Origin of the sequence: Streptomyces albiaxialis (assembly GCF_039530985.1) — a bacterium.
In the GTDB taxonomy this organism is placed as follows: Bacteria; Actinomycetota; Actinomycetes; order Streptomycetales; family Streptomycetaceae; genus Streptomyces; species Streptomyces albiaxialis.
The window spans coordinates 893908-920175 of sequence record NZ_BAAAPE010000013.1; the positions used below are offsets into that span (position 1 = coordinate 893908).

Sequence of the window (26268 nt, forward strand, 5' to 3'; positions counted from 1 at the left end):
CGTGTCGAATACACTCTCGACACGCACACGATTCCCTTTCGATATTCGGGCACGTCAGGGGCTGCCTTGCTCACGGAACGCCATCTGGAAATCTTTGTCGCGCTGGCGGAGGAGGAGCATTTCGGCGCCGCCGCGCAGCGCGTGGGCATCACCCAGCCGCCCCTCTCCCAGGGACTGCGGCGCCTGGAGGCGCTGCTCGGCGTCCGGCTCTTCGAACGCGCCCGGGGCGTCACGCTCACCGACGAGGGCTCGCTGCTGCTGCCGCACGCCCGCCGCGCGCTGGCGGCGCTCACCGAGCTGCGCGAGGCCGGGGACCGCGAGCGCGCCGACGGGCGCAGGCTCCGGCTCGGGCTCGCCCCCGAGGTGCCCGCGGCGGTCGCGGCGGCCGTGGCCTCGGCTCCCGTCCGTGCCGGGGAGAGCGGCCGGATCGCGGTGACGACGGCGCCGACGGCGACGCTGCTGTCCGAGACGAAGTCCGGGCGCCTCGACCTCGCCGTCGTCCGCCACCCCTCGGTGCTGCACGGGCTGGGCGCGGGCCGCGTGATCCTCATGCCGACCTGGCTCCTCTCCCCCGAGGAGCCCGCCGGGGGCCGGCCGGGGGACGTACGACGGCTGCCGGTGGCCGTACGGCCGCGCGAGGAGGCGCCCGCCGCGTACGACCTGTTCGTGGACACCCTCGCCAGCCGGGGGCGGCGCGTCGAGACGGTGACGGTCTCCGACGAGCGCGCCGGGCTGGCGCTGGTCGCCGCGGGGCAGGCGGTGCTGGTCACGGCCGACGCCACGCTGGCCGCCCACGGCGTCGTCCGCGCCCCGGCGGTCTCGCCGCCGCTGCCGCTGCGGCTGCGGGTGGTGTGGGACGCGCGGCGGGAGGACGGAGAGGAGGTCGAGCAGACCGCACGGCTGCTGGTCGAGACGCTCTCCCTCCAGGCACGCGCCCAGGAGGCGCACGACCGGGGGCCGGACGGGACGGGCGGGCCGGACGGGTCCGGCACGGACGGGCCGGACGGGACGGGCGAGCCGGGCAGGCCGGGCGCGCCGCACGGGTCGGCCGCGCATGACGGTCCGCACGCGCCGCGTACGCCGGAGGGGCCGCGTACGCCGGAGGGGCCGCGTACGCCGGAGGGGCCGCGTACGCCGGAGGGGCCGCGTACCGGCGGCGGCCTCCCGGGGGAGGAGCGGTGAGCGGCGTGACGCGCTGGGAGAGCTCCGTGCGGCGCACGCTGCGCGGGATGTTCGACGACGCGGGCGTACGCGGCTGGCTGCACGTCGCCGAGCTGCGCCGCCCGGCGGCATGCGTGACCCTCGACCCCGACGAGCCGGTCCCCGTCGGCTCGGTCTACAAGGTGGCGCTGATGGCTGCCTTCTGCCGGATGACGGACGCGGGGGCGCTCGACCCCCGGCAGCCCGTGACGATCGGCCCCGAGGACCGGCTGCCGGGGCCGACCGGCGTCTCGGTCATGCGGGACCCGGTCACGATGTCGCTGCGCGACCTGGTGCTCCTCATGATGTCCGTCTCGGACAACACCGCCGCCGACGCCGTGCACCGCCGGGTCGGCGCCGGGCCCGTCGAAGAGCTGTGCCGGGACCTGGGCATGACGGACACCCAGGTGCACGGGGGCGTCGCCAACACGTTCGCGCAGCTCATGACCGAGACCGGCTCCCCGACGCTGCGGGCGGCGCTGGCGCGGATCTCGGACAACGACGTGACGGTGCCGCCCGGCGTCTACAACCCGATCTCCAAGGCGTCCGCCTCCCCCGCCGACATGGCCCGTCTGCTGCGCGCGATCTGGACGGACGAGGCGGCCTCGGCGGAGAGCTGCGCGTTCATGCGGGAGACCATGGGCCGGCAGGCCTGGGGGCACCGGCTCGGCTCCGGGTTCCCGTACGACGACGTGAAGGTGTCCGGCAAGACGGGCACGTTCGGCGCGATGCGCCACGAGGCCGGGGTGGTCGAGCTGGCCGACGGGAGCACGTACACGGCCGTGGTCTTCACACAGGCGGCGCGCGCCGACAGCAAACTCCCGCGCGCCGACGCGGTGATCGGCGCGGCGGCACGCCTCGCGGTGGAGGAGCTGCGGGGGAACGCGTGAGTCCCGGTCGCCCGCGGCCCGCGTCTCACGCCCCGTCCGGGCCTACGGGTGCTCAGAGCCCGTCCGGATCCGGGTCCTCCGTCAGGAAGTCGGCGACCAGCTCCGGCGGGTTGGCGGCGCGGGTGAGGGCGAACATGGCGTCCGGGTCGAACATGTCGTAGAGCACCACCGGCAGCGGGCGCCCCAGCGCGGCCTCTATCCGGCCGTCCTCGTGGAGCCCGCGCGCGACCTGGACGCACAGCTCGCGGAACTCCTCCTCCAGCCGCTCCCCGCGCTCGTCCTCCGCCGGGTCCCCCTCCTCGTACCAGAGGCCCCGCTCCCGGGTCTCGCGCAGGTGCAGCGCGGCGCCCTCCGGGTCGCGCTCCGCGTCGTGCCCGGCGACGCGGACGCCCTCCAGGCCGGACGGCGGAAAATACGCGTAACTCCAGCGGGCCTCCCAGGGGCCGGGGGCGCCCGGCCCGTCCAGCAGCCGGGCGACCTCGTCCTCCGTCGTGTAACCGACCGCGAGGTACGGGAAGCGGGGGTCCTGGTCGACGCTGTCGATCCGGAACGTCACCGCGTACGTCCCCGGCGCGGCCTCCGCGGGGAACTCCGCGAGGGCACGCGCCGCGGCGGCGCGCAGGTGCGCGCCGAAGGTCGGCGCCGCCATCAGTGGCGCGCGTTCTTCGCGAGCTCCAGCGCCCGGTCCGGGAACCAGCTCCCGGCCTTCGGGCCGCCCTGGCACTCGCCGTCGGAGTCACCGGCGCGCTTGATCCAGAGATAGGCGTCCACGCCCTTCTCGCCCGTGCGGGTGGTGGGCTTCTCGCCCAGGGCGCGGCCCTTCGGGTTGCACCAGGCCTCCTCGTCCTGGGCGCCCTTCACCGGCCCGTTCCCGTTGCGGCTGGTGTCGATGACGAAGGGCTTGTTGCCGATCATGGGCGAGAGGCGGCGGCCGTAGGCGATGTTGGCCTTCGTCGTCTCGAAGTTCGACACGTTGAGCGAGAAGCCGTCCGCCTGGTCGATGCCCGCGCGCTTCAGGGGCTCCACCAGGGCGCCCGGGTCGCGGGTCCAGCCGGGGTTGCCCGCGTCGAGGTACACCTTCGTGCGGGGCTGCTCCTTCATGCGCTCGACGGCGCCCTTCAGCAGGTCGTACCGCTCCTTGTGGAACTTCCCGGGCGTGCAGCCGTCCTGGAGCAGGTGCGGGATCGAGTCGGGCTCGACGATGACGGTGGCTCTGCGGTCGCCGATGCCCTCGGCGACCTTGTCGACGAACGCGCGGTACTCGGCGGCGGTGCCGAAGCCGCCCTGCGAGTACTGGCCGCAGTCGCGGTGCGGGATGTTGTAGAGCACGAGGAGCGCGCTCTGGCCCGCGTCCGCCGCCGCCCTGGTGACCTTCCGGGTCTCGCCCTCCGGGTCCTCGGGGCGGATCCAGGCGCCGACGGGCTGCTCCGCGATCTTCTTGACCAGGGCGGCCTTCTCGTCCTCGCCGCGCTCCTTGTGGACGCGCATCGCCTTGGCCGCGTTGCTGTCCGGATTCACCCAGTACGCGGACCGGGCGGCGCCGCCGGTGCCGGCCTGCCCGCTCCCACGGTCCCGCTCCCTGCTCTCCTCCGGGCCGTCCCCGGAGGACGTACAGCCCGTCATGAGCAGCAACGCGGCTCCGGCCGCGGCACCGCCCGCCGCGAGGCGGCCACGCCCCCCTCGTACGGCCCGGCCGGTTCGCCTGCCGATCATCCACCCCTCCTCGAACGTTTTGCGCACTAACGGGACCTACGCGCTCCGGCCGCCAAAGGTTCCTGGCATGCGTTCCCGTCATTGGCCCGCCGGGCCGGCGTTCTCTAGGGTCGGCGTGCGGGGTGGCATCAAGAAGGCGTCAGGGGGACGTCAGGAATCGGGGGTTCGGGTGGCCGTGGACGAGATGTCCGACACGAACGTCGAGAGCGCCGAGAGCGTCGGGGAGTACGTCGGGGGGTTCGCGGGGATCCTGGCGGACGTCGCGGCGACCGGGCGCCGCCTCACGCGTGACGAGCTGGACTCGCGGCGGGCCCTGGGCGAGCGGGCGGCGGAGGCGGGCGTCGGACTGCGGCAGCTCGTCGACGCGCACCTCGTGGCGGCGCGGGCCGCCTGGCCCTCCTCGCCGGGCGGGCAGGACAGCGCGCTGGCCGGGATGCACCAGGTGATCGACGCGGTCGCCGAGGGGTACGAGCGGGCGCAGCGGCACGCCGTGCGGCGGGAGGAGGCGGCGCGCCGGGAGTTCATCGACGACCTGCTCTACGGGCGCAGCGACCTGGGCCGCCTCGCGCAGCGCGCCGAACGCTTCGGGCTCCAGCTCTCGCACGCGCACGCGGTGGCCGTGGCGCGCGGCGCGGAGGGGTACGACGAGGGCGACCCGGTCGCGCGGCGCGTCGAACAGGCGATGATCGCCCGCTTCGGCGACCGCAGCATCCTGCTGACCACGAAGGACGGCCGCCTGCTGTGTGTGGCGCCCGGCGATCAGGAGGAGGCGCTGCGGTTCTTCGCCAAGCACGCGTACGAGGCGACGGACGGGGGCCAGGTCGCCATCGGCCGCGCCCAGCCGGGGCCCGGGGGCGTCGTGCAGTCGTACGAGGAGGCCGTGTCCATCCTCGACCTGGCCGAGCGCATGGAGCTGGACCAGCCGGTGCTGCACGCGGCGGACCTGCTCGTCTACCCCGTGCTCGCGCGGGACCGGCAGGCCCTGACCGACCTGGTCACCCACGCGCTGGGGCCGCTGACCTCGGCGCGGGGCGGGGCGCGGCCCCTGCTGGCGACGCTCAGCGCCTACTTCGACTCGGGGTGCGTGGCCGCGGAGGCGGCGCGCCGGCTGTCGCTGAGCGTACGGGCGTTCACGTACCGGCTGGAGCGGATTCGGCAGCTCACGGGGGCGAATCCTGCGGATCCCACGCACCGTTACATGCTCCAGACCGCGGTCATCGGCGCCCGCCTCCTCGACTGGCCGCCGGACGAGTAGACCCCTCTCTTCTCTTGGCCCGGGGCCAAGGTGCCGCTGGCTGCGCCTCTGTGCCGTGCCGGGCCCGGGGTGCCCCTTCCCGTGCGTCGCGGGCCGCGCGTTGCGCCGTGGCCGGGCGCGCAGTTCCCCGCGCCCCTAGGACTCTGGGCCCGGCGCCCCCTCCCCCCCGCGCCGCTGGGGCTCTGGGCCGGGGTGTCGGGTCTCAGAGGCGGGGCGGGCCCTGGTGGAGGCGGTGGAGGACTGGGGGGAGTTTGTCGAAGCGGTCGCCGTTCATGAGGTGGCGTTCGTCCCACCAGGTGGCGCCCGCCTCGGCGAGGGGGGCGACCAGGGCGCGGGCGGCGGCCGGGTCGCCGGGGCTGGTGCCGCCGACGACCAGGTCGAAGGGCCCGGCGTCCGCGGGGCGGTGCGCGCGGACGTACGCGGCGACCTCGCGCACCTGCTCCGGCGTCGGCGGCGTGCCGTGCCGCGCGTCGTCGAAGAGCGGGGCGGCACCGTCCCAGCGGGCGGCGCGCCGCATGGGCCTGCGGTGGGGCCAGAAGCCGCCGATCCAGACGGGCGGCCGTGGCCGCTGCACAGGGGCGGGCAGCAGTTCGACGTCGTCCACCTGGAAGTGCCGTCCGTGGTGGGTGACGCGCTCGCCGGTCCAGTAGCGGCCGAGCAGGTCCAGGCCCTCGTCGAGGAGTTCGGCGAGCACCACGGGGTCGGTCGGCTCGCCGAAGCTGCCGTACTCGTCCTCGACCGGCCCGCCCAGCCCCGCGCCGAGGACGGTCCGGCCGCCGCTGAGGGCGTCCAGCGTGGCGACCTGCCGGGCGAGCTGGTGCGGGCGGCGCCGGGCGACGGGCGTGACGAGGGTGCCCAGCCTGATGCGGGAGGTCGCGAGCGCGGCGGCGGTCAGCAGGATCCAGGGGTCGCCGAAGTCCTGGCCCCGCCGCGCGTCCTTGTCGTGCACCACGTGATCCCAGATGAACAGGCCGTCCCAGCCCGCCTGTTCGGCCGCCTCGGCGACGGTGGCGACCGTACGGGCGTCCGCGAAGTCCCCGAAGTTCGGAATGTTGACCGAGAAGCGCATCCCCGCATGCTGCTTCAGTCCGCCGCTCCCGGCAACGACCCCGCGGAACGGCGCCGCGCGCGCCGCAGGTCCGCGGCGGCGAGCACGAGGCGTTCCAGCGCGAGCAGCGGCGCGAGGACGAGCACGGCGACGGCGCTCCAGCCCACGTCCGGCATCCATACGAGCATCTGGGCGAGCGTGCCGCCGAAGGCCGAGGGCAGCACCCGCCATACGCAGAGGGCCAGTCCGAGCGCGAGCGCGACGGAGAGCGCGGTGGTCGTCAGGACGCGGCGCCGCGAGCGGGCCCGTGCCCTGCGCCGGGGCCCCGGCAGGGCGCGCAGCGCGGGCGCGGCCGCGCACAGCAGCAGCGCGGCGGCGAGCCCGGCAGCCGCCCAGGGCAGGGTGACGGCGAGCGTGTCGGCGGGGCGGGGCGCGGGGTCGGCGCCGGAGAGGATGCGGGCGGCACCGGTCGCGGCGTCGTTGCGGCGCCGGGCGTCGAGGAGCTGGTAGGCGTTCTGGAGGACGATCACGGCCCGGTCGCTGTCGGGCAGCATGACGACCATGGACTGGTAGCCGGGCAGCCCGCCGTCGTGCGAGACCATCCGTTCGTCCGTTCCCTTCAGCGTGCCGACCGACCAGCCGAACCCGTAGCGGTCGGCGCTGCTCTCGACCTGGCCGCGCTGGCTGAGCGCCGTGCTCCGCGCGGAGAGCACCCGGCGCCCGTCGACCTGCCCGCCGCCCATCTCGGCGAGGACGAACCGCTCCAGGTCGCGGACGCTGCCGCCGAGGTAGCCGTAGGGGGTGCCGGAGGTGTCGTAGGGCGCGTCGTACGCGACGGGGCGGCCGAAGACCTGGCGGTGCCCGGCGGGCACCCGCTCGCGGCGGAAGTCCCGCTCCGTGGCCACCGCGTCCCGCATGCCGAGCGGGTCGAGGACGGTCCGGTGCAGCTCCGCGCCGAACGTCCGCCCCGAGACCCGTTCGACCAGGGCGCCGAGGACGGCGTACCCCGCGCTGGAGTACGCGTAGGAACGGCCGGGCGGGGCGGCGGGCTCGACGTCGGCGAGGTCGCGGACGGCGCGGGTGAGGGCGCCGGGCGCGTTGTCGTACCGGTCGGAGATCCGCGCGGTGGCGGACTCGGGGATGCCGCTCGTGTGGGTGAGCAGGTGGCGCACGGTGATCCGCGCGGACGCCGCCCGGTCGGCGAGCCGGAACCAGGGCAGATACCTCCGCACCGGCGCGTCCAGCTCCACCTTTCCCCGTTCGACGAGCCGCAGGACCACCACGCCCGTCACCGGCTTGGCGACCGAGCCCCACAGGAACGGGGTGCGGGACGTGACCGCCTCGCCCCGCCCGTCCTCACCGAAACCCGCGCGGTGGACGACGCGCCCGCCCTCGATCACGGCAAGGGCCCCGCCGGGCGTCCCGGTCGCCTGCAGCCGCTCCCGCACGAACGCGTCGACCCGCGCCCAGCGCCCGTTCTCCGGGCGCGGCTCCGCCGACGCGGGTGCCGCCACCGCCCCCGCGCACAGGGCCGCCAGCAGCACTTCCACGACGCGTCGCAGCCATCCCGTTCCTACGGCCATGCCACAGCCCCGTGTTACCCGTTCGCCCGATTTTCACCATACGGGTATCCGGTTCGAGCGGCACGGAACGGGCGGGAAATCAGCCACCCGTCAGGGCCGTACGGCCGTCACCAGCCAGGCGGCGCCGCGCAGTTCGACGCCGCGCGGACCCTCGTAGCGGCGCATGCACGCGGTCACGGCCTCGCGGGCGCGACGCTCGGTCTCGTCGCCGACGCCGGTCATGTGGTGCCGTACGGGTCCCCACGCGGCGAGGAACGCGGCCGCGTCCTCGGCGTCGCTCCCCCAGCGCTGCGTGGCGTCGAGGGGCGCGACGCCGATCTCCGTGAAGCCCGCGCGCTCCAGCAGGGCGCGGACGACGGCGGGGTCGGAGAGCGAGACCGGGCCCTTGTCGCCGGGTTCCTGGGCGGGCTCGTACCGCCAGGGCGGCTCGGGCAGCTCCCGGGAGAGCGCGTCGACGACCGTGCCGAGGTCCTGGTCCTCGAAGGGGCGCATGCTGACGAACGCGAGCCGCCCGCCCGGGCGGAGCGCTCCGGCGAGGTTGCCGAAGGCGGCGGCCGGGTCGGCGAAGAACATCACCCCGAACCGGCTGAGGACGGCGTCGAAGGGCGGCCCGGCGAAGGCGTGGGTCTGCGCGTCGCCGCGTACGAACGTCACGTTCTCCACCCCCTCCTCCGCCGCCCGCGCCCGCGCCGTCCCCAGCATCGGGGCCGACAGGTCGAGCCCGACGGCGGCGCCGCGGGCGGCCCGGCGCGCGGCGAGCCGGGTCAACTGGCCGTTGCCGCAGCCGACGTCGAGGACGCGGGCGTCCGTGGCGAACGCGGCGGCGTCGAGCAGCGGCGCGTTGAAGCCGCTGTTGACCGCGTCGTACCGGTCGGGGTGGCCAGCCCAGTGGGCGCCTTCGTAGCCGTTCCAGGCGTCGGCCTGGTCCGTGTTCACCAGGCCGGGAATGGGGTCGTACGTGGTCACGTGATGCCTCTTTCTCTTCGGTTTCTGGAGTTAGACTCCAGCGATGAACGACACGACGGCGGAGGCGGCCCGAGGCAAGCGCGGGCGGAAGGCGGCGGAGACCCGGCGTCGCATCCTGGAGGCCGCGGGCGAGCTGTTCGTCCGGCAGGGATACGGGGCCAGCACGCTCCAGGACATCGCCTCCCGGGCCGGAGTCGCCGTCCAGACCGTCTATTTCGTGTTCGGGAACAAGCGCACGGTCCTCAAGGAGCTGGTCGACGTCACCATCGCCGGGGACGACGAGCCGGTGGCGACGATGGACCGGGCCTGGTTCCGCGCCGGGATCGACGCGCCGGACGCGCGGGAGCACCTGCGGCTGCACGTCGCGGGCACGCGCGCGGTCCTCGACCGCGTCGCCCCCGTCACCCAGGTCGTCGCGACGGCCCTCGCGACCGATCCCGAGGTGGCCGCGATGTGGCCCGGGGACGAGGACCCGCGCCACATCGTGCAGACCGCGGCGGCCCGCTCGATGATGGCCAAGCCGGGTGCCCGCGAGGACGTGACGCCCGAACACGCGGCCGACGTGCTGTACGGGCTGCTGAGCCCCGAGACGTATCTGCTCTTCGTCCGCGAGCGCGGCTGGGAGCCCGAGCGCTGGGAGCGCTGGGCGTACGAGACGCTGAGCGCGCAGCTCACCAGCCCCCCGTCCGGCTCCTGACCGCAACCGCACCGGCGCCGGCCCCCGCACCCGCACCGGCACTCGCCCCCGCGCCCGCTCACGCGTTCGCCGTCACCAGTCTGACCGTCCCCGGGATGCGCACGGCGCCGTCCCTGACGAACGGCCGCAGTCCGTCGGCCAGTTCGCGGCGGATACGGTCGCGCTCCGCGGGGGCGGTCTCCGCGAGGCCGCGGCGGACCGCGCCGATGCCGCAGATGCCCGCCGCCGCCTCCTCCGCGTCCCGCCCGAGCACCTGGTCGGCGACGACGGTGGTCATGGCGGTCCCCGTGAACCCGGCGCCGGAGAGCACCTCGCGAACCCGGTCCTCGTCGGCCAGCGACATCATGGCGCGGGCCGCGGGCGACGGGCCGTGCCCGAAGTCGGGGAGCGCGGCGGTCGCCCGCGCGTACGCCCCCTCGGGGTCGGGCCGGACGGCGAGGACCGCCGCGAACCGGCCGCCGGGGCGCAGTGCCTCCCGGATGTGCGCGAATCCGGCGACGAGGTCGGCGAAGAACATCACCCCGCCCCTGCTGATCGCCACGTCGAAACCGCCCTCGCCCCAGGGGTGGACCTGCGCGTCGCCCTGCTCGAACGCGACCCGCCCCGCGAGCCCCGCCGCCTCCGCGTCGGCCCGCGCCCGCTCCAGCATCGGCGCGGACAGGTCGACGCCGAGGACCCGCCCGCGCGGCGCCCGGCGGGCGGCGAGCAGCGCCGTGCGTCCGGTGCCGCAGCCGACGTCGAGCACCGCGTCGCCGTCGGCGATCCGGGCCGCCTCGAACAGGGCGTCGTTGAACGCGTCGAGCATGCCGTTGTAGAAGCCCGGGTTCTCCGCCCAGTGCTCCCCCTCCGGGCCGTTCCAGGCCTCGCTCTGCTCGGTGTTCGCCTGTGTCTCCATGAGCCCTCCCTTTCACTAGATGCGAACTCTAGTGTTGGACTCTAGAGTTGATCCTGGACGACACGGTGTCAAGCGAGGAGCGGAACGCGCGGAACCTGTGAGCCGTCCTGTCACATCCGCCGCCTCCCGGGAGTCATCCCGGTGACGCCACTTCACGGAGGAACGGACCGATGGACAACGGACCGATGGACGCACACGACTTTCTGGCCGCGCGCTTCGAGGACCACAGGAGCCACCTGAGGGCCGTCGCCCACCGGATGCTGGGCTCGCTCAGCGAGGCCGACGACGCGGTCCAGGAGACCTGGCTGCGGCTGAGCCGCTCCGACACGAGCGGCGTGGAGAACCTGGGCGGCTGGCTGACCACGGTCGTGGGCCGCGTCTGCCTGGACATGCTGCGCTCGCGCGGCGTCCGCCGCGAGGAGCCGCTCGACGGGGGCGTCCATGTGCCCGACCCGGTCGTCAGCGCCGCGGACGGGGTCGATCCCGAGCACGAGGCGCTGCTCGCCGACTCGGTGGGGCTGGCGCTGCTCGTCGTGCTGGAGACCCTGTCCCCGCCGGAGCGGCTGGCGTTCGTCCTGCACGACCTGTTCGCCGTCCCGTTCGACGAGATCGCGCCCGTCGTCGGCCGTACGCCCGCCGCCGCGCGGCAGCTCGCCAGCCGGGCCCGCCGCCGCGTCCAGGGCGGGGCCCCGGCGACCGACCCGGACCGGGACCGGCAGCGCGCGGTGGTGGAGGCGTTCCTGGCCGCCGCGCGCGGCGGGGACCTGCAGGGGCTGCTGGCGCTGCTGGACCCGGACGTCGTGGCGCGCTCGGACGGCGGGCCGACGCTCGGCGGCAGCGTGCGGCACGGGGCGCGCGCCGTCGCCGAGGGCGCGCTCCTCTACGCCCGCCTCGCGGGCGCCGGGCGCCCGGCGCTGGTCAACGGCGCGGCGGGGTTCGTCGCGTTCTCGCCCGAGGGGCGGCCGACCTCGGTGATGGCGTTCACCGTCCGCGACGGCCGGATCGTCGCCATGGACGCGCTGAACGACCCCGAGCGGCTCGCGCGGCTCGACCTGTCGGCGCTGGACGCCTGAGGCCGCGCGGGCCCGGGAGCGGGGCCGGGGCCCGGGAGCGAGGGCCGCGGGCCCGGGAGCGAGGGCCGCGCCCCGGGAGCGAGGGCCGCGCCCCGGGAGCGAGGGCTCAGTCCCGCTCCACCAGCTCCCGGACGACGGGGACGAGCGCCCGGAACGCCTTGCCCCGGTGGCTGATCGCGTTCTTCTCCCCGGGGCTCAGCTCCGCGCACGTACGGTTCTCGCCCTCGGGCTGGAGCACCGGGTCGTACCCGAAGCCGCCGCTGCCCGAGGGGGCGTGGCGCAGGGTGCCGCGCAGGCGGCCGTTGACGACGCGCTCCGTGCCGTCCGGGAGGGCGAGGGCCGCCGCGCACTCGAAGTGGGCGGCCCGGTGGGCGGCGTCGATGTCGGAGAGCTGGGCGAGGAGCAGGTCGAGGTTGGCGCGGTCGTCGCCGTGGGTGCCCGCCCAGCGCGCGGAGAAGATGCCGGGGGCGCCGCCGAGCACGTCCACGCACAGGCCCGAGTCGTCGGCGACGGCGGGCAGGCCGGTGGCGCGGGCGAGGGCGTGCGCCTTCAGCAGCGCGTTCTCCGCGAAGGTCACCCCGGTCTCCTTGACGTCGGGGATCTCGGGGTAGGCGTCGGCGCCGACGAGGTCCAGATCGAGGCCCGCGTCGGCGAGGATCGCCTTCAGCTCGGTGACCTTGTGGGCATTACGGGTGGCGAGGATCAGGCGCTTGGTGCTCATGGGCACCGATTATCCAGGGGCCCCGCCCGGCCCACCGGTCAGCCCGGCGTGCAGACCTTGGTCAGCTCCTTGCCCGCGTCCTTGACGGGGCCGACCTCGGGGACCTTGTTGTCATTGATGTCCGTGCGGGCGCTGTCGACCGCGTCGCCCATCTTGTCGACGGCCTTGGTGACGTCTCCGTCGTCCGTCTCGTCCTTGATCTTGTCGAGGTTCTTGTCGATACGGTCGAGGGACTTCTTCGCCTGGGTGGGGTCCTCGGTCGCGTCCGAGGCGGCCTGGCTGAGGTCGTCGGCGGCCTCGGCCACCGTGGCGGCCGTGTTGGCACAGTCCAGCGCCTTGTTCACAACCTCCTCCGCGCCGCAGCCACTGGCGGCGGGCACGGCGAGCGCGACGGCGGCGAGCGCCGCGACGGTGGTCTTGCGGAGCACGGTGGGGTCCCCCTCTTCGGTTCTTGGTCGGGCCGCACGGTTCGACACGTGCGGCCCGCACCTAGGCAGACGCGTAAAGCGCTCGCAAAGTTCCGTCGCGGCGCGAGATCAGTTCCGGAACGGCGGATTCACTGAGATTCACTGCCCCAGCGCGCTGCGCTGTGCCCCGTCGAGCTGGGCGCATCCCTTGACGGCGAGGTCGAGCAGCCCGTTCAGCTCCTCGCGCGCGAAGGGCTCGCCCTCGGCCGTGCCCTGGACCTCGACGAAGCGGCCGTCACCGGTGCAGACGACGTTCATGTCGGTCTCGGCCCGCACGTCCTCCTCGTACCGCAGGTCGAGCAGGGGGACGCCGTCGACGATGCCGACGCTGACGGCGGCGACGGTGCCGGTGAGCGGCTGGGCCTTGGGCTTGATCAGCTTCCGCTCCTGCGCCCAGCCGATCGCGTCGGCCAGCGCCACGTACGCGCCGGTGATCGCGGCCGTGCGGGTGCCGCCGTCGGCCTGGAGGACGTCGCAGTCGAGCACGATGGTGTTCTCGCCCAGCGCCTTGAAGTCCACGACGGCGCGCAGGGAGCGCCCGATGAGGCGGGAGATCTCGTGCGTACGCCCGCCGATCTTGCCCCGCACGGACTCGCGGTCGCCGCGGGTGTTGGTGGCGCGCGGCAGCATGGCGTACTCGGCGGTGATCCAGCCCTCGCCGCTGCCCTTGCGCCAGCGCGGCACTCCCTCGGTCAGGCTGGCGGTGCACAGCACCTTGGTGTCGCCGAACGAGACGAGGACGGAGCCCTCGGCGTGCTTGCTCCAGCCGCGCTCAATGGTGACGGGGCGCAGTTCCTCGGCCGTACGGCCGTCGATACGAGACATGAGGGCGAGCCTATCCGCACGGCAGAGGGCCCGGTTCCGGGGAGCGGAACCGGGCCCTGGGGCCTCTCGGGGAGAGGCTCACATCATGTCTTCGATGTCCGCGGCGATCGGGTCGGCGTCCGTGCCGATGACGACCTGGATCGCGGTCCCCATCTTGACGACGCCGTGCGCGCCCGCGGCCTTGAGCGCGGCCTCGTCGACGAGCGAGGGGTCGTTGACCTCGGTGCGGAGGCGGGTGATGCAGCCCTCGACCTCTTCGATGTTGTCGAGCCCGCCGAGTCCGGCGACGATCTTCTCAGCCTTGCTGGCCATGTGCTTCTCCTGGGGTTCCGGCCCGGTGGACCGCTGGGCGTCGCAATTCACATTAGCCCACGTTTAGCCCAACTTCGCGGGCATATGTCCACTCGCTGGCGAATGATGGCGGTTACCTGGCGCTGCGGGGCCGTCACTCCTGACCACTCCGCACCACTAGAGGTCTACACCAGTATGCGTCAGGTGCGAGCAGAGTCAGGAGGAGCCCGTGAGTTCCGACGCCGCAGCGGCCTCAGCAGCGCCCCGGAGGAAGAGGACCTCCGCCTTCTTCCAGGGGCTCCAGAAGATGGGCCGCAGCCTCCAGCTCCCCATCGCGGTGCTCCCGGCGGCCGGCATCCTCAACCGGCTCGGCCAGCCCGACGTCTTCGGCGACGACGGGCTCGGCTGGACGGACGTCGCCAAGGTCTTCGCGGGCGCGGGCAGCGCGCTCCTGGACTCCGCGCTCGGCCTGCCCCTGCTGTTCTGCGTGGGCGTGGCCATCGGCATGGCCAAGAAGGCGGACGGCTCGACGGCGCTCGCGGCGGTCGCCGGGTTCCTCGTCTACTACAACATCCTCCACCAGTTCCCCGAGTGCCCCTCCGGCGCCTCGTTCGACAGCGCGATGGGGACCTGCGTGGGCGGCGGCGGCAAGGCCGCGGGCGCCCCGACGTACCAGAACCCGGGCGTCTTCGGCGGCATCATCATGGGGCTGCTGTCCGCCTGGTTCTGGCAGCGGCTGCACCGGGTGAAGCTCGTGGACTGGCTGGGCTTCTTCAACGGGCGCCGGCTCGTGCCGATCGTCATGGCCTTCGTGGCGCTGGTCTTCGCGGTGCTGTGCCAGTGGGTGTGGCCGCCGGTCGGCGACGCGCTGACCAGCTTCTCCAAGTGGATGACCGACCTCGGCTCGTGGGGCTCGGGCATCTTCGGCCTGGCGAACCGGGCGCTGATCCCGATCGGCATGCACCAGTTCCTGAACACCTTCATGTGGTTCCAGTTCGGGGACTACGAGAAGCCCGGCGGCGAGGTCGTGCACGGCGACATCAACCGTTTCCTGGCGGGCGACCCGACGGCGGGCCAGTTCACCTCGGGTTTCTTCCCGATCATGATGTTCGCGCTCCCCGCCGCCGCGCTCGCCATCACGCACGCGGCGCACCCGCACCGCCGCAAGGTGGTCGGCGGCATGATGCTCTCGGTCGGCCTGACCTCGTTCGTCACGGGCGTCACCGAGCCGATCGAATTCTCGTTCCTCTTCGTGGCCCCCGCGCTCTATGTGATCCACGTGATCCTCACCGGCGTCTCGATGGCGGTGACCTGGGCGCTCGGGGTGCACGACGGCTTCAGCTTCTCGGCCGGACTGATCGACTACGTGATCAACTGGAGCCTCGCGACCAAACCCTGGCTGATCATCCCGATCGGACTCTGCTTCGCGGTCGTCTACTACGCGCTCTTCCGCTTCGTGATCGTCAAGTTCGACCTCAAGACGCCGGGCCGCGAGCCGGAGGAGCTGGCCGAAGAGATCGAGAAGGAGAACACCCAGGCGTAACGGGATTCCCCTTCCCCGGCGCCTTTCGCGAAGGCCCTCAAGTCCCCGGACCTGAGGGCCTTTCGATATGCCTTCGTGACCTTGCCGACGGGCTCGGACGAAGTGATTCCGTTCGTCGCGGGACGCATGTTAATAATGGTCTAAACCACTAGTGTGGACTAGACCACCAGCGGGCCTCCTCCTGAGTGCAGTGCCCGCTTCTCCTGGAGGAATCCCATGAGCACGGACACCGCTGCTCCCGCGAAGAAGCGGGGCTCCGGCCTGTTCCAAGGGCTGCAGAAGGTAGGCCGCAGCCTTCAGTTGCCCATCGCCGTCCTGCCCGCCGCCGGCATTCTCAACCGTCTCGGCCAGCCCGACGTCTTCGGCGACGACGGGCTGAAGTGGCACGACGTCGCCGCGGCCTTCGCGGGCGCCGGCGGCGCGATCTTCGACAACCTGCCGCTGCTGTTCTGCATCGGCGTCGCCATCGGCTTCGCGAAGAAGTCCGACGGCTCGACGGCGCTCGCCGCGCTGGTCGGCTTCCTCGTCTACAAGAACGTGCTCCAGGCGTTCCCCGTCGAGGAAGCGGTCGTCAAGGCCGGTGAGGACACCCCGGCCGTCTACAACGACCCGGGCGTGCTCGGCGGCGTGATCATGGGTCTGATAGCCGCGGTCATCTGGCAGCGGTACCACCGCACCAAGCTCGTGGACTGGCTCGGCTTCTTCAACGGCCGCCGCCTGGTGCCGATCATCATGGCCTTCGTCGGCCTCGCCGTCGGCGTGCTCTTCACCCTGATCTGGGGTCCGATCGGCGACGCGATCACCTCGTTCGGCGAGTGGATGACGGGCCTGGGCGCCGCGGGCGCGGGCATCTTCGGCGCGATCAACCGCGCGCTGATCCCCGTCGGCATGCACCAGTTCCTCAACACGGTGGCCTGGTTCCAGCTCGGTGACTACAAGAACGCCTCCGGGGACGTCGTCCACGGCGACATCGCGCGCTTCTTCGCGGGCGACCCGAGCGCGGGACAGTTCATGTCCGGCTTCTTCCCGATCATGATGTTCGGCCTCCCGGCCGCGGCCCTCGCCATCGCGCACTGCGCCAAGCCGAACCGTCGCAAGGCCGTGATGGGCATGATGGTCTCGCTGGCGCTGACCTCGTTCGTCACCGGCATCACCGAGCCGATCGAGTTCTCGTTCATGTTCATCGCGCCGGTGCTCTACGTCGTCCACGCGGTCCTGACCGCCGTCTCCATGGCGGTGACCTGGGCGCTCGGGGTGCACGACGGCTTCAGCTTCTCCGCGGGCTTCATCGACTACGCGATCAACTGGAGCCTCGCGACCAAACCCTGGCTGATCATCCCGATCGGACTCTGCTTCGCGGTCGTCTATTACACGCTGTTCCGCTTCCTGATCCTGAAGCTGGACATCAAGACGCCGGGCCGCGAGCCGGACGAAGAGGTCGAGGACCTCACGAAGTAGGACCGGGCACCACCCGGAGGACCCGGCACCCGGCCGGGCGCGGCGCTACAGCTCGTAGACCGCGCCCGGCCGTGCCATGTCCACGGGGCCGTCGAAGACGCTCTTCGCGTCGCGCAGATTGATCTGCGGGTCCGTCCACGGCGGTACGTGCGTGAGGACCAGCCGTCCCGCGCCGGCCCGCTGCGCGGCCTCCCCCGCCTCGCGCCCGTTCAGGTGCAGGCCGGGGATCTGCTCCTTGCCGTGGGTGAAGGACGCCTCGCACAGGAAGAGGTCCGTCTCCCGCGCGGCCTCCTCCAGCGCCGCGCAGGGCCCGGTGTCGCCCGAGTACGTGAGCGTCCTCCCGCTCTCCGTGTGCTCGACGCGGAACGCGTACGCCTCCACCGGGTGGTCCACCAGTTCGGCCCGTACGCGGAAGGGGCCCGCCTCGTACTCGCCGTGCGCGGCGAGGGAGCGGAAGTCGAAGACCTCGCTCATCGACTTCTCCGAGGGCGTGTCCGCGTAGGCCGTGGTCAGCCGCTCCTCGGTGCCGTCCGGCCCGTACACCGGGATCGGGGCGCAACGGCCGCCCTCCACCCGGTAGTAGCGCGCGACGAAATAGCCGCACATGTCGATGCAGTGGTCCGCGTGGAGGTGGCTGAGCGCGATGGCGTCGAGGTCGTAGAGGCCGCAGTGACGCTGGAGCTCGCCGAGCGCGCCGTTGCCCATGTCGAGCAGCAGGCGGTAGCCGTCGGCCTCCACCAGGTAGCTCGAACAGGCCGATTCCGTCGAGGGAAACGATCCGGAACAGCCGACGACGGTGAGCTTCATGGAGCGGGAACCTCCGTTGACGGCCGGCCGGGATGCTCCCCTCTCGGCGACGAGGGGAATTCCGAGCGTAAGCCGCCGGGGTCCTGCTGACTCCTCGGTAGCACGCTGGTGTGGGCGGAATCACCAGCCCGGGGCAATCCTCCGGGCGGCCCGCTGGTGCCCGCCTCCGGCGCGGCTTAGCGTCGACGGATGGACACGTCGTGGTGGGTGGCGCTGGGGGTGGTCGTGCTGCTCGCGTTCGTCGCGGCGCTCGTGGACGGGCGGGGACGGCTGGGGCCCCGGCGCCGCGACGGCCTTCCCGGCGAGCCGCCCGCGCCGGGAGAGGTGTGGCTGGCGAGGCTGCCGGGCGGAAAGGAACACCCGTTCCTCGTCCTCACGGTCCGCGCCGACGGCGGAGCGCGCGTCGCCCGGCTGGCCCCCGAGCCCCCGGGGAGCCCGGAGGTCCTGGTGCTGCCCCCGGAGGGAGGCGGTCCGCTCTACCCCGAGCCCGAGGGCCTGGCCGACATCGGCGCCGCCCGGCTCGTGCGCCGTACGGGCGAGGTCGCGCCGGAGGTCTGGGACGAGGTCCGGCACCTCGCCGAGTGACGCCCCGGCCGTACGGGGCTACGCCCAGAGCTGGCCCTGGACCGCTGCCACGGCCTCCTCGGTCGTCGCCGCCGTGTAGAGCCCGGTGGAGAGGTACTTCCAGCCGCCGTCCGCGACGACGAAGACCACATCGGCGCTCTCCCCCGCGCGCTGCGCCTTGCGCGCGACGCCGATCGCCGCGTGCAGCGCCGCGCCCGTGGAGACGCCCGCGAAGATGCCCTCCTGCGCGAGGAGTTCGCGCGTACGTGCGACCGCGTCCTCGGAGCCGACCGAGAAGCGGGTGGTGAGCACCGACTCGTCGTACAGCTCGGGGACGAAGCCCTCGTCGAGGTTGCGCAGGCCGTAGACCAGGTCGTCGTAGCGCGGCTCGGCGGCGACGATGCGGATGTCCGGGCGGTGCTCGCGCAGATAGCGGCCCGCGCCCATCAGGGTGCCGGTGGTGCCCAGGCCCGCCACGAAGTGGGTGACCGAGGGCAGGTCGGCGAGGATCTCGGGGCCGGTGCCCGCGTAGTGCGCGCCCGCGTTGTCCGCGTTCCCGTACTGGTAGAGCATCACCCAGTCCGGGTGCTCGGCGGCCAGTTCCTTCGCCACCCGTACGGCCGTGTTCGACCCGCCGGCCGCGGGCGAGGAGATGATCTCCGCGCCCCACATGGTGAGGAGCTGGCGCCGCTCCTCGCTGGTGTTCTCCGGCATCACGCAGACGATGCGGTAGCCCTTGAGCCTGGCCGCCATCGCCAGCGAGATGCCGGTGTTGCCCGAGGTCGGCTCCAGGATGGTGCAGCCCGGGGTCAACCGGCCGTCCTTCTCGGCCTGTTCGACCATGTGCAGGGCCGGGCGGTCCTTGATCGAGCCTGTCGGGTTACGGTCCTCCAGCTTGGCCCAGATCCGGACGTCCTCGGAGAGCGACAGCCGGGGGAGCCGCACGAGCGGCGTGTTCCCCACGGCGTCGAGCGGCGAGTCGTAGCGCATCGGGGATCAGCGCATTCCGCCGGCGACCGCCGGGAGGATCGTGACGCTGTCGCCGTCGCTGAGCTTGGTGGAGATGCCGTCGAGGAAGCGCACATCCTCGTCGTTCAGGTACACGTTCACGAAGCGGCGCAGGCCGCCGTTCTCGACCAGGCGGTCCTGGATTCCCGCGTGGCGGCTCTCCAGGTCGGTGAAGAGGTCGCCGAGCGTGTCGCCCGAGCCCTCGACGGCCTTCTGGCCGTCGGTGTAGGTGCGGAGGATGGTCGGGATGCGGACCTCGATGGCCATGAGTGGGCTCCTGTCGGAGAGAGAAGAAGACTGGCTGTTCTGCGGGCAGCGTGCGGGCAGCGTGCACCGACGTGTGCCGTATGGAGAGGGGCGCGCGTCAGGGGAGCGGACAGATGGCGCTGGCGAGACGGCAGAGATCGACGTGCAGGCGCGCCACGAGCAACATGCCCGGGGACTTCTCGCTCGCGCTCACGTCGTGGACAACCATGGGCTCATCGTAACGATTCCCGGACCCGGATTCGGATGCCAGTTTCATCATGCGGACGGGAGCGTCTCAGTACGTGTCGACGACGGCGATCTCCTCCTCCGTCACCGCGCCCTCGACGATGCGGAAGGAGCGGAACGAGTACGGTCCGTCCTCGTTCCCGGTCTCGGCGGTCGAGACGAGGACGTAGTGGGCGCCGGGCTCGTTGGCGTAGGTGATGTCCGTACGGGACGGGTAGGCCTCCGTGGCCGTGTGCGAGTGGTAGATGACGACCGGTTCCTCGTCCCGGTCGTCCATCTCGCGGTAGAGCTTGAGCAGGTCGCCGGAGTCGAACTCGTAGAACGTGGGCGAACGTGCCGCGTTCAGCATGGGGATGAACCGCTCGGGCCGCCCCGAGCCCGCGGGCCCCGCGATCACTCCGCACGCCTCGTCGGGGTGGTCCTGACGCGCGTGGGCGACGATCTTGTCTCGCAGTTCGGCGGTGATGGTCAGCATGCGGGCAAGCATAAGCAGGGGGCCCGGCGGCCGTGGCGGGCGGTGTTTCCCGGGGCGGGCCCGCATCTGCCCCCTCCCCGCCGTCGCCGTCGAAAGGCGCGCGGTGGCTGGGCGCGCAGTTCCCCGCGCCCCTTCGGGGCGCAGCCCCGGGGCATGGCGAAGGGGCCCGGAGAGCGGTGCTCCGGGCCCCTGTCGTGCCGGTCTCAGCTCGTCGGTGTGCCCGTCTTGAAGACGTTCGGGGTGCGGGCCTTCAGGACGAAGTACGCGACCGTCAGCAGCACCGCCCAGATCGGGGCGACGTAGAGCGAGACGCGGGCGTCCTTGTCGAAGCCCATCAGCACGATGACCATGCCGATGAAGGCCAGCCCGAACCAGCTCGTGTACGGCGCGCCCGGGGCCTTGAACTCCGACTGCGGCAGCTCGCCGCGGTCCGCCTTGGCGCGGTAGCGGATCTGCGAGGCCAGGATCATGATCCAGGCCCACATGCCGGAGATGGTGGCGAAGGAGACGACGTAGTCGAACGCCTTGGTGGGCCACTCGTAGTTGATCCAGACGCCGAACATCATCAGCGCGGCCGAGAAGGTGGTGCCGAGGATCGGCAGCCCGGCCCTGCTCAGGCGCGTGAAGACCTTCGGGCCCTGCCCGTTGAGCGCGAGGTCGCGCAGCATCCGGCCCGTCGAGTACATGCCGGAGTTGCAGGACGAGAGCGCGGCGGTGAGCACCACGAAGTTCACGATCCCGGCGCCGGCCGGGATGCCGATCTTCTGGAAGGCGGCGACGAACGGGCTGGTGCCGGCGTCGAACACGGTCCAGGAGACCACCGAGAGGATCACGATCAGCGAGCCGATGTAGAAGAGCGCGATGCGCCACGGCACGGTCTTGATCGCCCGGGGGAGGGCCTTCTTCGGGTCGGTCGCCTCGCCCGCCGTGACGCCGACCAGCTCGACGGCGAGGAAGGCGAACATCACGATCTGGAGGGTCATCAGCGTCCCGCCGACGCCCTTGGGGAAGAAGCCGTCGTGGCTCCACAGATTCGAGAACGAGGCCGTGTCGCCCGCTTCCGAGAATCCGAGCGTGATCACGCCGAGGCCGATCAGGATCATGCCGATGATGGCGGTGACCTTGACCATGGAGAACCAGAACTCCAGCTCACCGAAGAGCTTCACGGAGATCAGGTTGATGCAGTAGAGGGCGATGGTGAAGACCAGCGCCGAGATCCACGGCTTGATGTCCCACCAGTAGTTCATATAGGTGGCCGCGGCGGTCACTTCCGTGATGCCCGTGACGACCCAGAACAGCCAGTAGGTCCAGCCGGTGACGAAGCCGAAGTACGGGCCGAGGAACTCGCGCGCGTATTCGGAGAAGGAGCCCGAGACCGGGCGGTACATCAGCAGCTCGCCCAGGGCACGCATGATGAAGTAGATCACCGTGCCCGCGACGACGTAGGCCAGGATGAGGCTGGGCCCCGCCTTGGTGATGGCCTTGCCCGCGCCGAGGAACAGCCCGGTGCCGATGGCGCCGCCGATCGCGATCATCTGGATCTGACGGCCGCCGAGTCCGCGCTGGTAGCCCTCGCCGGACTCCGCGGCGGCCGCGTCTGTCCCCCGCTGGCCGGGGACGTGGTCCCTGGGCGGGCCCTGCTCTTCGACCTGCTCGGAGGTCATACGCTGCGCCTTTCTCCATTCCGATCCGGACCTTTCCGGATCGGGTTCCGATCCCCCCGGATGGAGTTGTGCGTGCCGACGGTCGGCCGGCGGGCACCCCTCATCCACAGGGGTGGCGTGGAAAAAGGGACCGGGAAGGTCTACCACGGAGAGAGGCCACGAACGAGTGTCCCGGGCCACCCCCAAAGCGGGGTGACCCGGGACAACCAGCACGTTCAGGTGAACGCCATGAAGTGTTCGTTAGTCAGATTTTGCTGTCCGTTTAACGAACGTCGGCGACCCGCTCGGCCTCCTCGATCTCCTCCTCGGTCTCACCGGCGTCGCGGCGGCGGGCGTAGTCCAGGACCCGCTTCAGCTCCTTCTTGACCACCGGCATCAGGAAGTAGAGCCCGGCGATGTTGAAGAGCGCGGCGGCGAACAGCGCCGCGTCCGAGAGGCCCACCAGGGTGCCGAGGGAGAGCAGCGCGCCGGCGACCGTGATGACGCTGAAGACGACCTTGTACGCGATGCTGGCGGCCCGGCTCTCGCCGAAGAAGAACGTCCAGCACTTCAGGCCGTAGTAGCTCCAGGTGAGGACGGTCGAGAAGGCGAACAGCAGCACCGCGACGGTCAGGACGTACGGGAACCAGGGCAGCGCGGTCTCGAAGGCGTCCGAGGTGACGGAGATGCCCTGGCTGGTGCTGCCGTCCACGGCGCGGCCCGCGGCCGCGTCGTCACGCAGCTTCTCGTACATCGGCCCGCCCGCGATGATGATCGTCAGCGCGGTCATGGTGCAGATGACGACGGTGTCGATGAACGGCTCCAGCGAGGCGACCAGGCCCTCGGTTGCCGGACGCTTGGTCTTCACGGCCGAGTGCGCGATGGAGGCGGAGCCGATGCCCGCCTCGTTCGACCAGGCGGCCCGCTGGAAGCCGACGATCAGCGCGCCGATGGCGCCGCCCGCGACGCCCTTGGGGCTGAAGGCCTCGGAGACGATGGAGGCGAGCGCGTCCGGGACGGCGGTCACGTTGAAGAGGATGACCAGCAGACAGGCGATCACGTAGACCAGCGCCATGCTCGGCACCAGCTTGCTGGCCACCCGGCCGATGGCCTTGACGCCGCCCAGCAGCACGACCGCGACGAGCGCGGCGATCACGACGCCGTAGAAGAGGGAGCCGCCGGAGCTGTTGAAGAAGCTGTCCTCCTTGCCCGTGACGCTGACGAGCTGCTCCAGGCTCTGGTTGACCTGGAAGAGGTTGCCGCCGAAGAAGGCGAAGATCAGGATCATCAGGGCGCTGCAGAAGGCCAGCACCTTGCCGAGGCCGCCCATGCCGCGTTCGGCCAGACCGTGGACCAGATAGCGCATCGGGCCGCCGGAGACCGTCCCGTCCTCGTTGATCTTCCGGTATTTCACGCCGAGCGTGCATTCCACGAACTTCGTGGCCATGCCCAGGAATCCGCAGAGGATCATCCAGAACGTGGCGCCCGGGCCGCCGATGGAGACGGCGATCGCGACTCCGGCGATGTTTCCGAGGCCGACGGTCCCCGACACCGCCGACGACAGCGCCTGGAAGTGACTCAGCTCGCCGGGGGCGTCCTTCTGCTCGTACTTGCCACGCACCAGCCGCAGCGCGACCGGCAGATGCCTGACCTGCGCGAAACCGAAGTACACCGAGAAGACGGCACCCGCGACGACCAGCCAGACGACCATCAGCGGAAGATCGGTTCCGAAGACGTGGACGTCGTAGAAGACGATGTCGTTCATCGTCGTGGAAATGGGATCGAAGAAGTCACTGATGGACTTGTCGACCTGGTCGGTCCAGGACTGACTTGCCATGCTTTTACCTTTGGCCGAGCGGAAAGGGGACGATTCCACGGGCACTGAATACGAAGGGGACGCCGTCAACAGCGGAGCAGGGAATCGAGTTCCGGGATTCCTATCACGGCGTCCGACACTTGGATGTGACTTGAATCACAGGATCGGATAACGAACACATCGCGAGGGGTGAAGGATGACGAAGCGGGCATAATCGACGCGCTGAACGCCCGGACATGACCAGATATCGACGTGATGCGACCCGCGTGCACGGAAAATGCCGACAACACCGGGAGAAGCGAGAGGTGCCAGGCGCAAACGCGTGCGACGCTCCTGGCAATTTCCGGAAGCCTCGCTTCAGTCCATCAGGGTCTCCACCAGGGTCTCCTGAAGCCCCCCGAGCCAGAGATAGGCCATTACCATCGGTTTACGCGGATCGGAGTCCGGCAGTGCGTACATCTCGCCGCCGTCCTCGTCGCTGACGTCCAGCCGGGTGCCGATGGCGAGCCGGAGGTCGTTGAGCGCGCCGAGCCACTGCCGGGAGTCGTCCGGGGTGAGCGTGAGCACCGCGCCGCGGTCGCCGGGCGTGAGCCCGTCGAGGGCGCGGACCACGGCGAGGCCGTCCTCGCGCTTGCGGGCCCGCAGATCGTTCTCCGTGTAGCGGCGGAACTCCGAGGAGGCCGTGCGGGCCTCCTCCAGCTCGTCCGGCTTGGCGTCCGCGTCGTCCGGCCCCGGACCGTAGGCGTCCGGGAAGAGCCGGGCGAGGGCCGGGTCGGCCGGGGGCTCGGAGGGCCCGTCGGCGAAGGGCCAGGCCACGTCCTCCAGCCCGTCCATGCCCTCCAGCTTCTCCGGGGTCCCGGAGGACTCGGCGGACTCGGCGCCGGGACCGATCAGCTCCAGGAGCTGGACGGTGAGGCTGCGCAGGATGGAGATCTCGACCTCGTCCAGCGCGATGGCGGCGCCGCCGCCGTCCACGGACTCGAAATGGCCCGCCATCAGCGGTCCTGCGTCAAGGTCGCCCACAGGCCGTAGCCGTGCATCGCCTGCACGTCGCGCTCCATCTCCTCGCGGCTTCCGCTGGACACGATCGCCCGCCCCTTGTGGTGCACGTCCAGCATCAGCTTCTTCGCCTTCTCCTTCGAATAGCCGAAGTACGCCTGGAACACGTAGGTCACATAGCTCATCAGGTTGACCGGGTCGTTGTGGACGACCGTCACCCAGGGCACGTCGGGCTCCGGCACCTCGACGTGCTCCTCGGCCGACTCCGGGCGCTCGATCTCCGTAGGGGCGACACTCACGTGTCCCATGCTGCCACCCGGCCGGGGCACCCGCGCAAACGCGGGCCCCCGGCGAAGCCCGCGACGCGGCCCGCGGCGGGACCCTCCGACGCATATCGTCAAGCTGACGAGATGTGGGGTACGCTCAGCCTGACCGAACGAACTCGCGAGGTGGGACCGAACGTGAACGAGGCAGATACGGGGCTGCCGGTGACCGTGCCCTCGACGGCGCTGTTCACCGACCAGTACGAGCTGACGATGCTCCAGGCCGCGCTCCGCGCGGGCACGGCGGAGCGGCGCTCCGTCTTCGAGGTCTTCACCCGCAGACTCCCCGAGGGCAGGCGGTACGGGGTGGTGGCCGGCACGGGCCGGGTGCTCGACGCGGTGGAGAACTTCCGCTTCGACGACCGGATGCTGGAGTTCCTGCGCGCGGGCGACGTCGTCGACGGCCCGACCCTGGAGTGGCTCGCGGACTACCGCTTCAGCGGCGACATCCTCGGATACCCCGAGGGCGAGGTGTATTTCCCCGGCTCCCCGCTGCTGCGCGTCGAGGGCAGCTTCGCCGAGTGCGTGCTGCTGGAGACGGTGATCCTCTCGATCCTCAACCACGACTCGGCGGTCGCCGCGGCGGCCTCCCGGATGGCCGTCGCCGCGGGCGGGCGCCCGCTGATCGAGATGGGCGCCCGGCGCACCCACGAGCTGGCCGCGGTCGCCGCCTCCCGCGCGGCGTACGTCGGCGGCTTCGACACCACCTCCGACCTCGCCGCCGGGTTCCGGTACGGGATTCCGACGGTCGGCACCAGCGCCCACGCCTTCACCCTGCTGCACGACACCGAGCGCGACGCCTTCCAGGCCCAGGTCGACTCGCTGGGCAACGGCACGACGCTGCTGGTGGACACGTACGACGTGGCGGAGGCGGTGCGTACGGCCGTGGAGGTCGCGGGCCCCGGCCTGGGCGCCGTCCGGATCGACTCGGGCGACCTGCTGCTCCTCGCGCACCGCGTGCGCCAGCAGCTCGACGAGCTGGGCGCGGAGAAGACCAAGATCGTCGTCACCAGCGACCTCGACGAGTACGCGATCGCCTCGCTGGCCGCCGCGCCGGTCGACGCGTACGGGGTCGGCACCCAGCTCGTCACGGGCAGCGGTCACCCCACCTGCTCGATGGTCTACAAGCTGGTGGCCCGCGCCGACTCGGACGCCCCGGACGCGCCGCTCCGGCCCGTCGCCAAGCGCTCGATGGGCGGCAAGACGTCCGTCGGCGGCGCCAAGTGGGCGGCCCGGCCGCTGGACGCCGACGGGGTGGCGGAGGCCGAGGTCGTCGGCAGCGGCCCGGTCCCGGACGAGCTGGCGCCGCACGGGCTCCAGGTCGAGCTGGTCAAGGACGGCACCGTCGTCGGCCGCGAGCCCCTCCTGGCGGCCCGCGACCGCCACCGGGCGACGCTGGAGCGGCTCCCGATGTCCGCCAAACAGCTCTCGCGGGGCGAGGCGGTCCTCCCGACGGAGCAGCTCCGCCCACAGGGGTAGAGGGGCCACCCCCGGTGGCAGACCTCCCGAGGACAGC

Annotated in this window: 28 protein-coding genes; 9 read left to right on the plus strand and 19 right to left on the minus strand. The window is 72.1% G+C overall.

The genetic code is table 11. The features are described 5' to 3' along the window. Positions 1-66 precede the first annotated feature (66 nt). Complete coding sequence (locus ABD343_RS27615) at positions 67-1182, plus strand: LysR family transcriptional regulator (RefSeq protein WP_344532039.1); 1116 nt, start codon at positions 67-69, stop codon at positions 1180-1182. Beyond that, positions 1179-2090, plus strand: coding sequence for a serine hydrolase (locus ABD343_RS27620; RefSeq protein WP_344532040.1), 912 nt, complete (start codon positions 1179-1181; stop codon positions 2088-2090). The genes ABD343_RS27615 and ABD343_RS27620 overlap by 4 nt, the downstream gene beginning before the upstream one ends. 52 nt (positions 2091-2142) lie before the next feature. On the opposite strand, the gene ABD343_RS27625 is transcribed toward ABD343_RS27620, so the two are convergent. Beyond that, positions 2143-2739 carry a hypothetical protein gene (locus ABD343_RS27625; RefSeq protein ID WP_344532041.1) on the minus strand — a complete coding sequence of 199 codons (597 nt, stop codon included), beginning with the start codon at positions 2737-2739 and terminating at the stop codon, positions 2143-2145. Next, the gene (locus ABD343_RS27630; protein ID WP_344532042.1) at positions 2739-3803 is read right to left on the minus strand and encodes a glycoside hydrolase family 6 protein; all 1065 of its coding nucleotides are present in this window, start codon (positions 3801-3803) and stop codon (positions 2739-2741) included. Before ABD343_RS27630 ends, ABD343_RS27625 begins: the two co-directional genes overlap by 1 nt. Positions 3804-3987: 184 nt before the next feature. Here ABD343_RS27630 and ABD343_RS27635 point away from each other — a divergent pair, with 184 nt between their 5' ends. Beyond that, positions 3988-5058: a PucR family transcriptional regulator gene (locus tag ABD343_RS27635; RefSeq protein ID WP_344532043.1), complete on the plus strand. Its 1071-nt coding sequence runs from the start codon at positions 3988-3990 to the stop codon at positions 5056-5058. A 202-nt stretch (positions 5059-5260) separates the two neighbouring features. Here ABD343_RS27635 and ABD343_RS27640 read toward each other — a convergent pair whose 3' ends face one another. The 3 genes from ABD343_RS27640 to ABD343_RS27650 form a co-directional block, all read right to left on the minus strand. Beyond that, positions 5261-6127, minus strand: coding sequence for an LLM class flavin-dependent oxidoreductase (locus ABD343_RS27640; protein ID WP_344532044.1), 867 nt, complete (start codon positions 6125-6127; stop codon positions 5261-5263). Positions 6128-6141: 14 nt separating this feature from the next. After that, on the minus strand, positions 6142-7689 hold the full coding sequence (locus tag ABD343_RS27645; protein ID WP_344532045.1) for a serine hydrolase domain-containing protein: 1548 nt from the start codon (positions 7687-7689) through the stop codon (positions 6142-6144). 90 nt (positions 7690-7779) lie between these two features. After that, on the minus strand, positions 7780-8637 hold the full coding sequence (locus tag ABD343_RS27650; RefSeq protein WP_425578299.1) for a class I SAM-dependent methyltransferase: 858 nt from the start codon (positions 8635-8637) through the stop codon (positions 7780-7782). Positions 8638-8698: 61 nt separating this feature from the next. Between ABD343_RS27650 and ABD343_RS27655 the strand changes: the two genes are divergently transcribed. Beyond that, positions 8699-9352: a TetR/AcrR family transcriptional regulator gene (locus ABD343_RS27655; protein WP_344532047.1), complete on the plus strand. Its 654-nt coding sequence runs from the start codon at positions 8699-8701 to the stop codon at positions 9350-9352. A 58-nt stretch (positions 9353-9410) separates the two neighbouring features. On the opposite strand, the gene ABD343_RS27660 is transcribed toward ABD343_RS27655, so the two are convergent. Continuing rightward, on the minus strand, positions 9411-10247 hold the full coding sequence (locus ABD343_RS27660; RefSeq protein WP_344532048.1) for a class I SAM-dependent methyltransferase: 837 nt from the start codon (positions 10245-10247) through the stop codon (positions 9411-9413). Positions 10248-10432: 185 nt separating this feature from the next. On the opposite strand from ABD343_RS27660, the gene ABD343_RS27665 reads away from it, so the two are divergent. Continuing rightward, the gene (locus ABD343_RS27665) at positions 10433-11320 is read left to right on the plus strand and encodes a sigma-70 family RNA polymerase sigma factor (RefSeq protein ID WP_344532269.1); all 888 of its coding nucleotides are present in this window, start codon (positions 10433-10435) and stop codon (positions 11318-11320) included. A gap of 106 nt (positions 11321-11426) precedes the next feature. Here ABD343_RS27665 and rdgB read toward each other — a convergent pair whose 3' ends face one another. From rdgB to ABD343_RS27685, 4 genes are all read right to left on the minus strand, one after another. Further along, positions 11427-12041: an RdgB/HAM1 family non-canonical purine NTP pyrophosphatase gene (rdgB, locus tag ABD343_RS27670; protein ID WP_344532049.1), complete on the minus strand. Its 615-nt coding sequence runs from the start codon at positions 12039-12041 to the stop codon at positions 11427-11429. A 38-nt stretch (positions 12042-12079) separates the two neighbouring features. Then, positions 12080-12469 (minus strand): hypothetical protein, encoded by a 390-nt coding sequence (locus ABD343_RS27675; protein WP_344532050.1) that lies wholly within the window; start codon positions 12467-12469, stop codon positions 12080-12082. 138 nt (positions 12470-12607) lie between these two features. Continuing rightward, complete coding sequence (gene rph, locus ABD343_RS27680; protein ID WP_344532051.1) at positions 12608-13333, minus strand: ribonuclease PH; 726 nt, start codon at positions 13331-13333, stop codon at positions 12608-12610. Between the two features lie 78 nt (positions 13334-13411). Next, positions 13412-13645 (minus strand): PTS sugar transporter subunit IIB, encoded by a 234-nt coding sequence (locus ABD343_RS27685; protein ID WP_344532052.1) that lies wholly within the window; start codon positions 13643-13645, stop codon positions 13412-13414. 286 nt (positions 13646-13931) lie between these two features. On the opposite strand from ABD343_RS27685, the gene ABD343_RS27690 reads away from it, so the two are divergent. Further along, on the plus strand, positions 13932-15167 hold the full coding sequence (locus ABD343_RS27690; protein ID WP_425578300.1) for a PTS transporter subunit EIIC: 1236 nt from the start codon (positions 13932-13934) through the stop codon (positions 15165-15167). Positions 15168-15383: 216 nt separating this feature from the next. Continuing rightward, on the plus strand, positions 15384-16625 hold the full coding sequence (locus tag ABD343_RS27695; protein WP_344532054.1) for a PTS transporter subunit EIIC: 1242 nt from the start codon (positions 15384-15386) through the stop codon (positions 16623-16625). 45 nt (positions 16626-16670) lie between these two features. Here the strand turns inward: ABD343_RS27695 and ABD343_RS27700 are convergent, their stop codons facing one another. Continuing rightward, positions 16671-17432, minus strand: a complete 762-nt coding sequence (locus tag ABD343_RS27700; RefSeq protein WP_344532055.1) for an MBL fold metallo-hydrolase — start codon at positions 17430-17432, stop codon at positions 16671-16673. Between the two features lie 189 nt (positions 17433-17621). On the opposite strand from ABD343_RS27700, the gene ABD343_RS27705 reads away from it, so the two are divergent. Continuing rightward, entirely contained in the window at positions 17622-18017 is a 396-nt protein-coding gene (locus tag ABD343_RS27705) for a type II toxin-antitoxin system PemK/MazF family toxin (protein ID WP_344532056.1), read from the plus strand. A gap of 18 nt (positions 18018-18035) precedes the next feature. Here ABD343_RS27705 and ABD343_RS27710 read toward each other — a convergent pair whose 3' ends face one another. The 8 genes from ABD343_RS27710 to clpS form a co-directional block, all read right to left on the minus strand. Further along, a complete protein-coding gene (locus ABD343_RS27710; RefSeq protein ID WP_344532057.1) occupies positions 18036-18986 on the minus strand; it encodes a PLP-dependent cysteine synthase family protein in 951 nt (316 codons plus the stop codon). 6 nt (positions 18987-18992) lie between these two features. Further along, a complete protein-coding gene (locus ABD343_RS27715; RefSeq protein WP_344532058.1) occupies positions 18993-19271 on the minus strand; it encodes a MoaD/ThiS family protein in 279 nt (92 codons plus the stop codon). Between the two features lie 97 nt (positions 19272-19368). Then, complete coding sequence (locus ABD343_RS27720) at positions 19369-19479, minus strand: putative leader peptide (RefSeq protein ID WP_344532059.1); 111 nt, start codon at positions 19477-19479, stop codon at positions 19369-19371. A gap of 66 nt (positions 19480-19545) precedes the next feature. Continuing rightward, positions 19546-19971 carry a M67 family metallopeptidase gene (locus tag ABD343_RS27725; protein WP_344532060.1) on the minus strand — a complete coding sequence of 142 codons (426 nt, stop codon included), beginning with the start codon at positions 19969-19971 and terminating at the stop codon, positions 19546-19548. A 203-nt stretch (positions 19972-20174) separates the two neighbouring features. Then, positions 20175-21635 (minus strand): amino acid permease, encoded by a 1461-nt coding sequence (locus ABD343_RS27730; RefSeq protein WP_344532061.1) that lies wholly within the window; start codon positions 21633-21635, stop codon positions 20175-20177. A gap of 262 nt (positions 21636-21897) precedes the next feature. Beyond that, the gene (locus ABD343_RS27735; protein ID WP_344532062.1) at positions 21898-23451 is read right to left on the minus strand and encodes an alanine/glycine:cation symporter family protein; all 1554 of its coding nucleotides are present in this window, start codon (positions 23449-23451) and stop codon (positions 21898-21900) included. A gap of 336 nt (positions 23452-23787) precedes the next feature. Next, positions 23788-24426 (minus strand): DUF2017 domain-containing protein, encoded by a 639-nt coding sequence (locus tag ABD343_RS27740; RefSeq protein ID WP_344532063.1) that lies wholly within the window; start codon positions 24424-24426, stop codon positions 23788-23790. Next, a complete protein-coding gene (gene clpS, locus ABD343_RS27745; protein WP_344532064.1) occupies positions 24426-24737 on the minus strand; it encodes an ATP-dependent Clp protease adapter ClpS in 312 nt (103 codons plus the stop codon). The genes ABD343_RS27740 and clpS overlap by 1 nt, the downstream gene beginning before the upstream one ends. 153 nt (positions 24738-24890) lie before the next feature. Here clpS and ABD343_RS27750 point away from each other — a divergent pair, with 153 nt between their 5' ends. Beyond that, entirely contained in the window at positions 24891-26231 is a 1341-nt protein-coding gene (locus ABD343_RS27750; RefSeq protein ID WP_344532065.1) for a nicotinate phosphoribosyltransferase, read from the plus strand. Positions 26232-26268 lie beyond the last annotated feature (37 nt).

What these genes read in the sequence shown, in the direction of transcription:
- ABD343_RS27625 (WP_344532041.1), bottom strand. Translation starts at nt 2,739, where the DNA reads ATGGCGGCGCCGACCTTCGGCGCGCACCTGCGCGCCGCCGCGGCGCGT.
- ABD343_RS27630 (WP_344532042.1), bottom strand. Translation starts at nt 3,803, where the DNA reads ATGATCGGCAGGCGAACCGGCCGGGCCGTACGAGGGGGGCGTGGCCGC.
- ABD343_RS27635 (WP_344532043.1), top strand. Translation starts at nt 3,988, where the DNA reads ATGTCCGACACGAACGTCGAGAGCGCCGAGAGCGTCGGGGAGTACGTC.
- ABD343_RS27640 (WP_344532044.1), bottom strand. Translation starts at nt 6,127, where the DNA reads ATGCGCTTCTCGGTCAACATTCCGAACTTCGGGGACTTCGCGGACGCC.
- ABD343_RS27645 (WP_344532045.1), bottom strand. Translation starts at nt 7,689, where the DNA reads ATGGCCGTAGGAACGGGATGGCTGCGACGCGTCGTGGAAGTGCTGCTG.
- ABD343_RS27655 (WP_344532047.1), top strand. Translation starts at nt 8,699, where the DNA reads ATGAACGACACGACGGCGGAGGCGGCCCGAGGCAAGCGCGGGCGGAAG.
- ABD343_RS27660 (WP_344532048.1), bottom strand. Translation starts at nt 10,247, where the DNA reads ATGGAGACACAGGCGAACACCGAGCAGAGCGAGGCCTGGAACGGCCCG.
- ABD343_RS27665 (WP_344532269.1), top strand. Translation starts at nt 10,433, where the DNA reads ATGGACGCACACGACTTTCTGGCCGCGCGCTTCGAGGACCACAGGAGC.
- rdgB (WP_344532049.1), bottom strand. Translation starts at nt 12,041, where the DNA reads ATGAGCACCAAGCGCCTGATCCTCGCCACCCGTAATGCCCACAAGGTC.
- rph (WP_344532051.1), bottom strand. Translation starts at nt 13,333, where the DNA reads ATGTCTCGTATCGACGGCCGTACGGCCGAGGAACTGCGCCCCGTCACC.
- ABD343_RS27685 (WP_344532052.1), bottom strand. Translation starts at nt 13,645, where the DNA reads ATGGCCAGCAAGGCTGAGAAGATCGTCGCCGGACTCGGCGGGCTCGAC.
- ABD343_RS27690 (WP_425578300.1), top strand. Translation starts at nt 13,932, where the DNA reads ATGGGCCGCAGCCTCCAGCTCCCCATCGCGGTGCTCCCGGCGGCCGGC.
- ABD343_RS27695 (WP_344532054.1), top strand. Translation starts at nt 15,384, where the DNA reads ATGAGCACGGACACCGCTGCTCCCGCGAAGAAGCGGGGCTCCGGCCTG.
- ABD343_RS27700 (WP_344532055.1), bottom strand. Translation starts at nt 17,432, where the DNA reads ATGAAGCTCACCGTCGTCGGCTGTTCCGGATCGTTTCCCTCGACGGAA.
- ABD343_RS27705 (WP_344532056.1), top strand. Translation starts at nt 17,622, where the DNA reads ATGGACACGTCGTGGTGGGTGGCGCTGGGGGTGGTCGTGCTGCTCGCG.
- ABD343_RS27710 (WP_344532057.1), bottom strand. Translation starts at nt 18,986, where the DNA reads ATGCGCTACGACTCGCCGCTCGACGCCGTGGGGAACACGCCGCTCGTG.
- ABD343_RS27715 (WP_344532058.1), bottom strand. Translation starts at nt 19,271, where the DNA reads ATGGCCATCGAGGTCCGCATCCCGACCATCCTCCGCACCTACACCGAC.
- ABD343_RS27720 (WP_344532059.1), bottom strand. Translation starts at nt 19,479, where the DNA reads ATGGTTGTCCACGACGTGAGCGCGAGCGAGAAGTCCCCGGGCATGTTG.
- ABD343_RS27725 (WP_344532060.1), bottom strand. Translation starts at nt 19,971, where the DNA reads ATGCTGACCATCACCGCCGAACTGCGAGACAAGATCGTCGCCCACGCG.
- ABD343_RS27730 (WP_344532061.1), bottom strand. Translation starts at nt 21,635, where the DNA reads ATGACCTCCGAGCAGGTCGAAGAGCAGGGCCCGCCCAGGGACCACGTC.
- ABD343_RS27735 (WP_344532062.1), bottom strand. Translation starts at nt 23,451, where the DNA reads ATGGCAAGTCAGTCCTGGACCGACCAGGTCGACAAGTCCATCAGTGAC.
- ABD343_RS27740 (WP_344532063.1), bottom strand. Translation starts at nt 24,426, where the DNA reads ATGGCGGGCCATTTCGAGTCCGTGGACGGCGGCGGCGCCGCCATCGCG.
- clpS (WP_344532064.1), bottom strand. Translation starts at nt 24,737, where the DNA reads ATGGGACACGTGAGTGTCGCCCCTACGGAGATCGAGCGCCCGGAGTCG.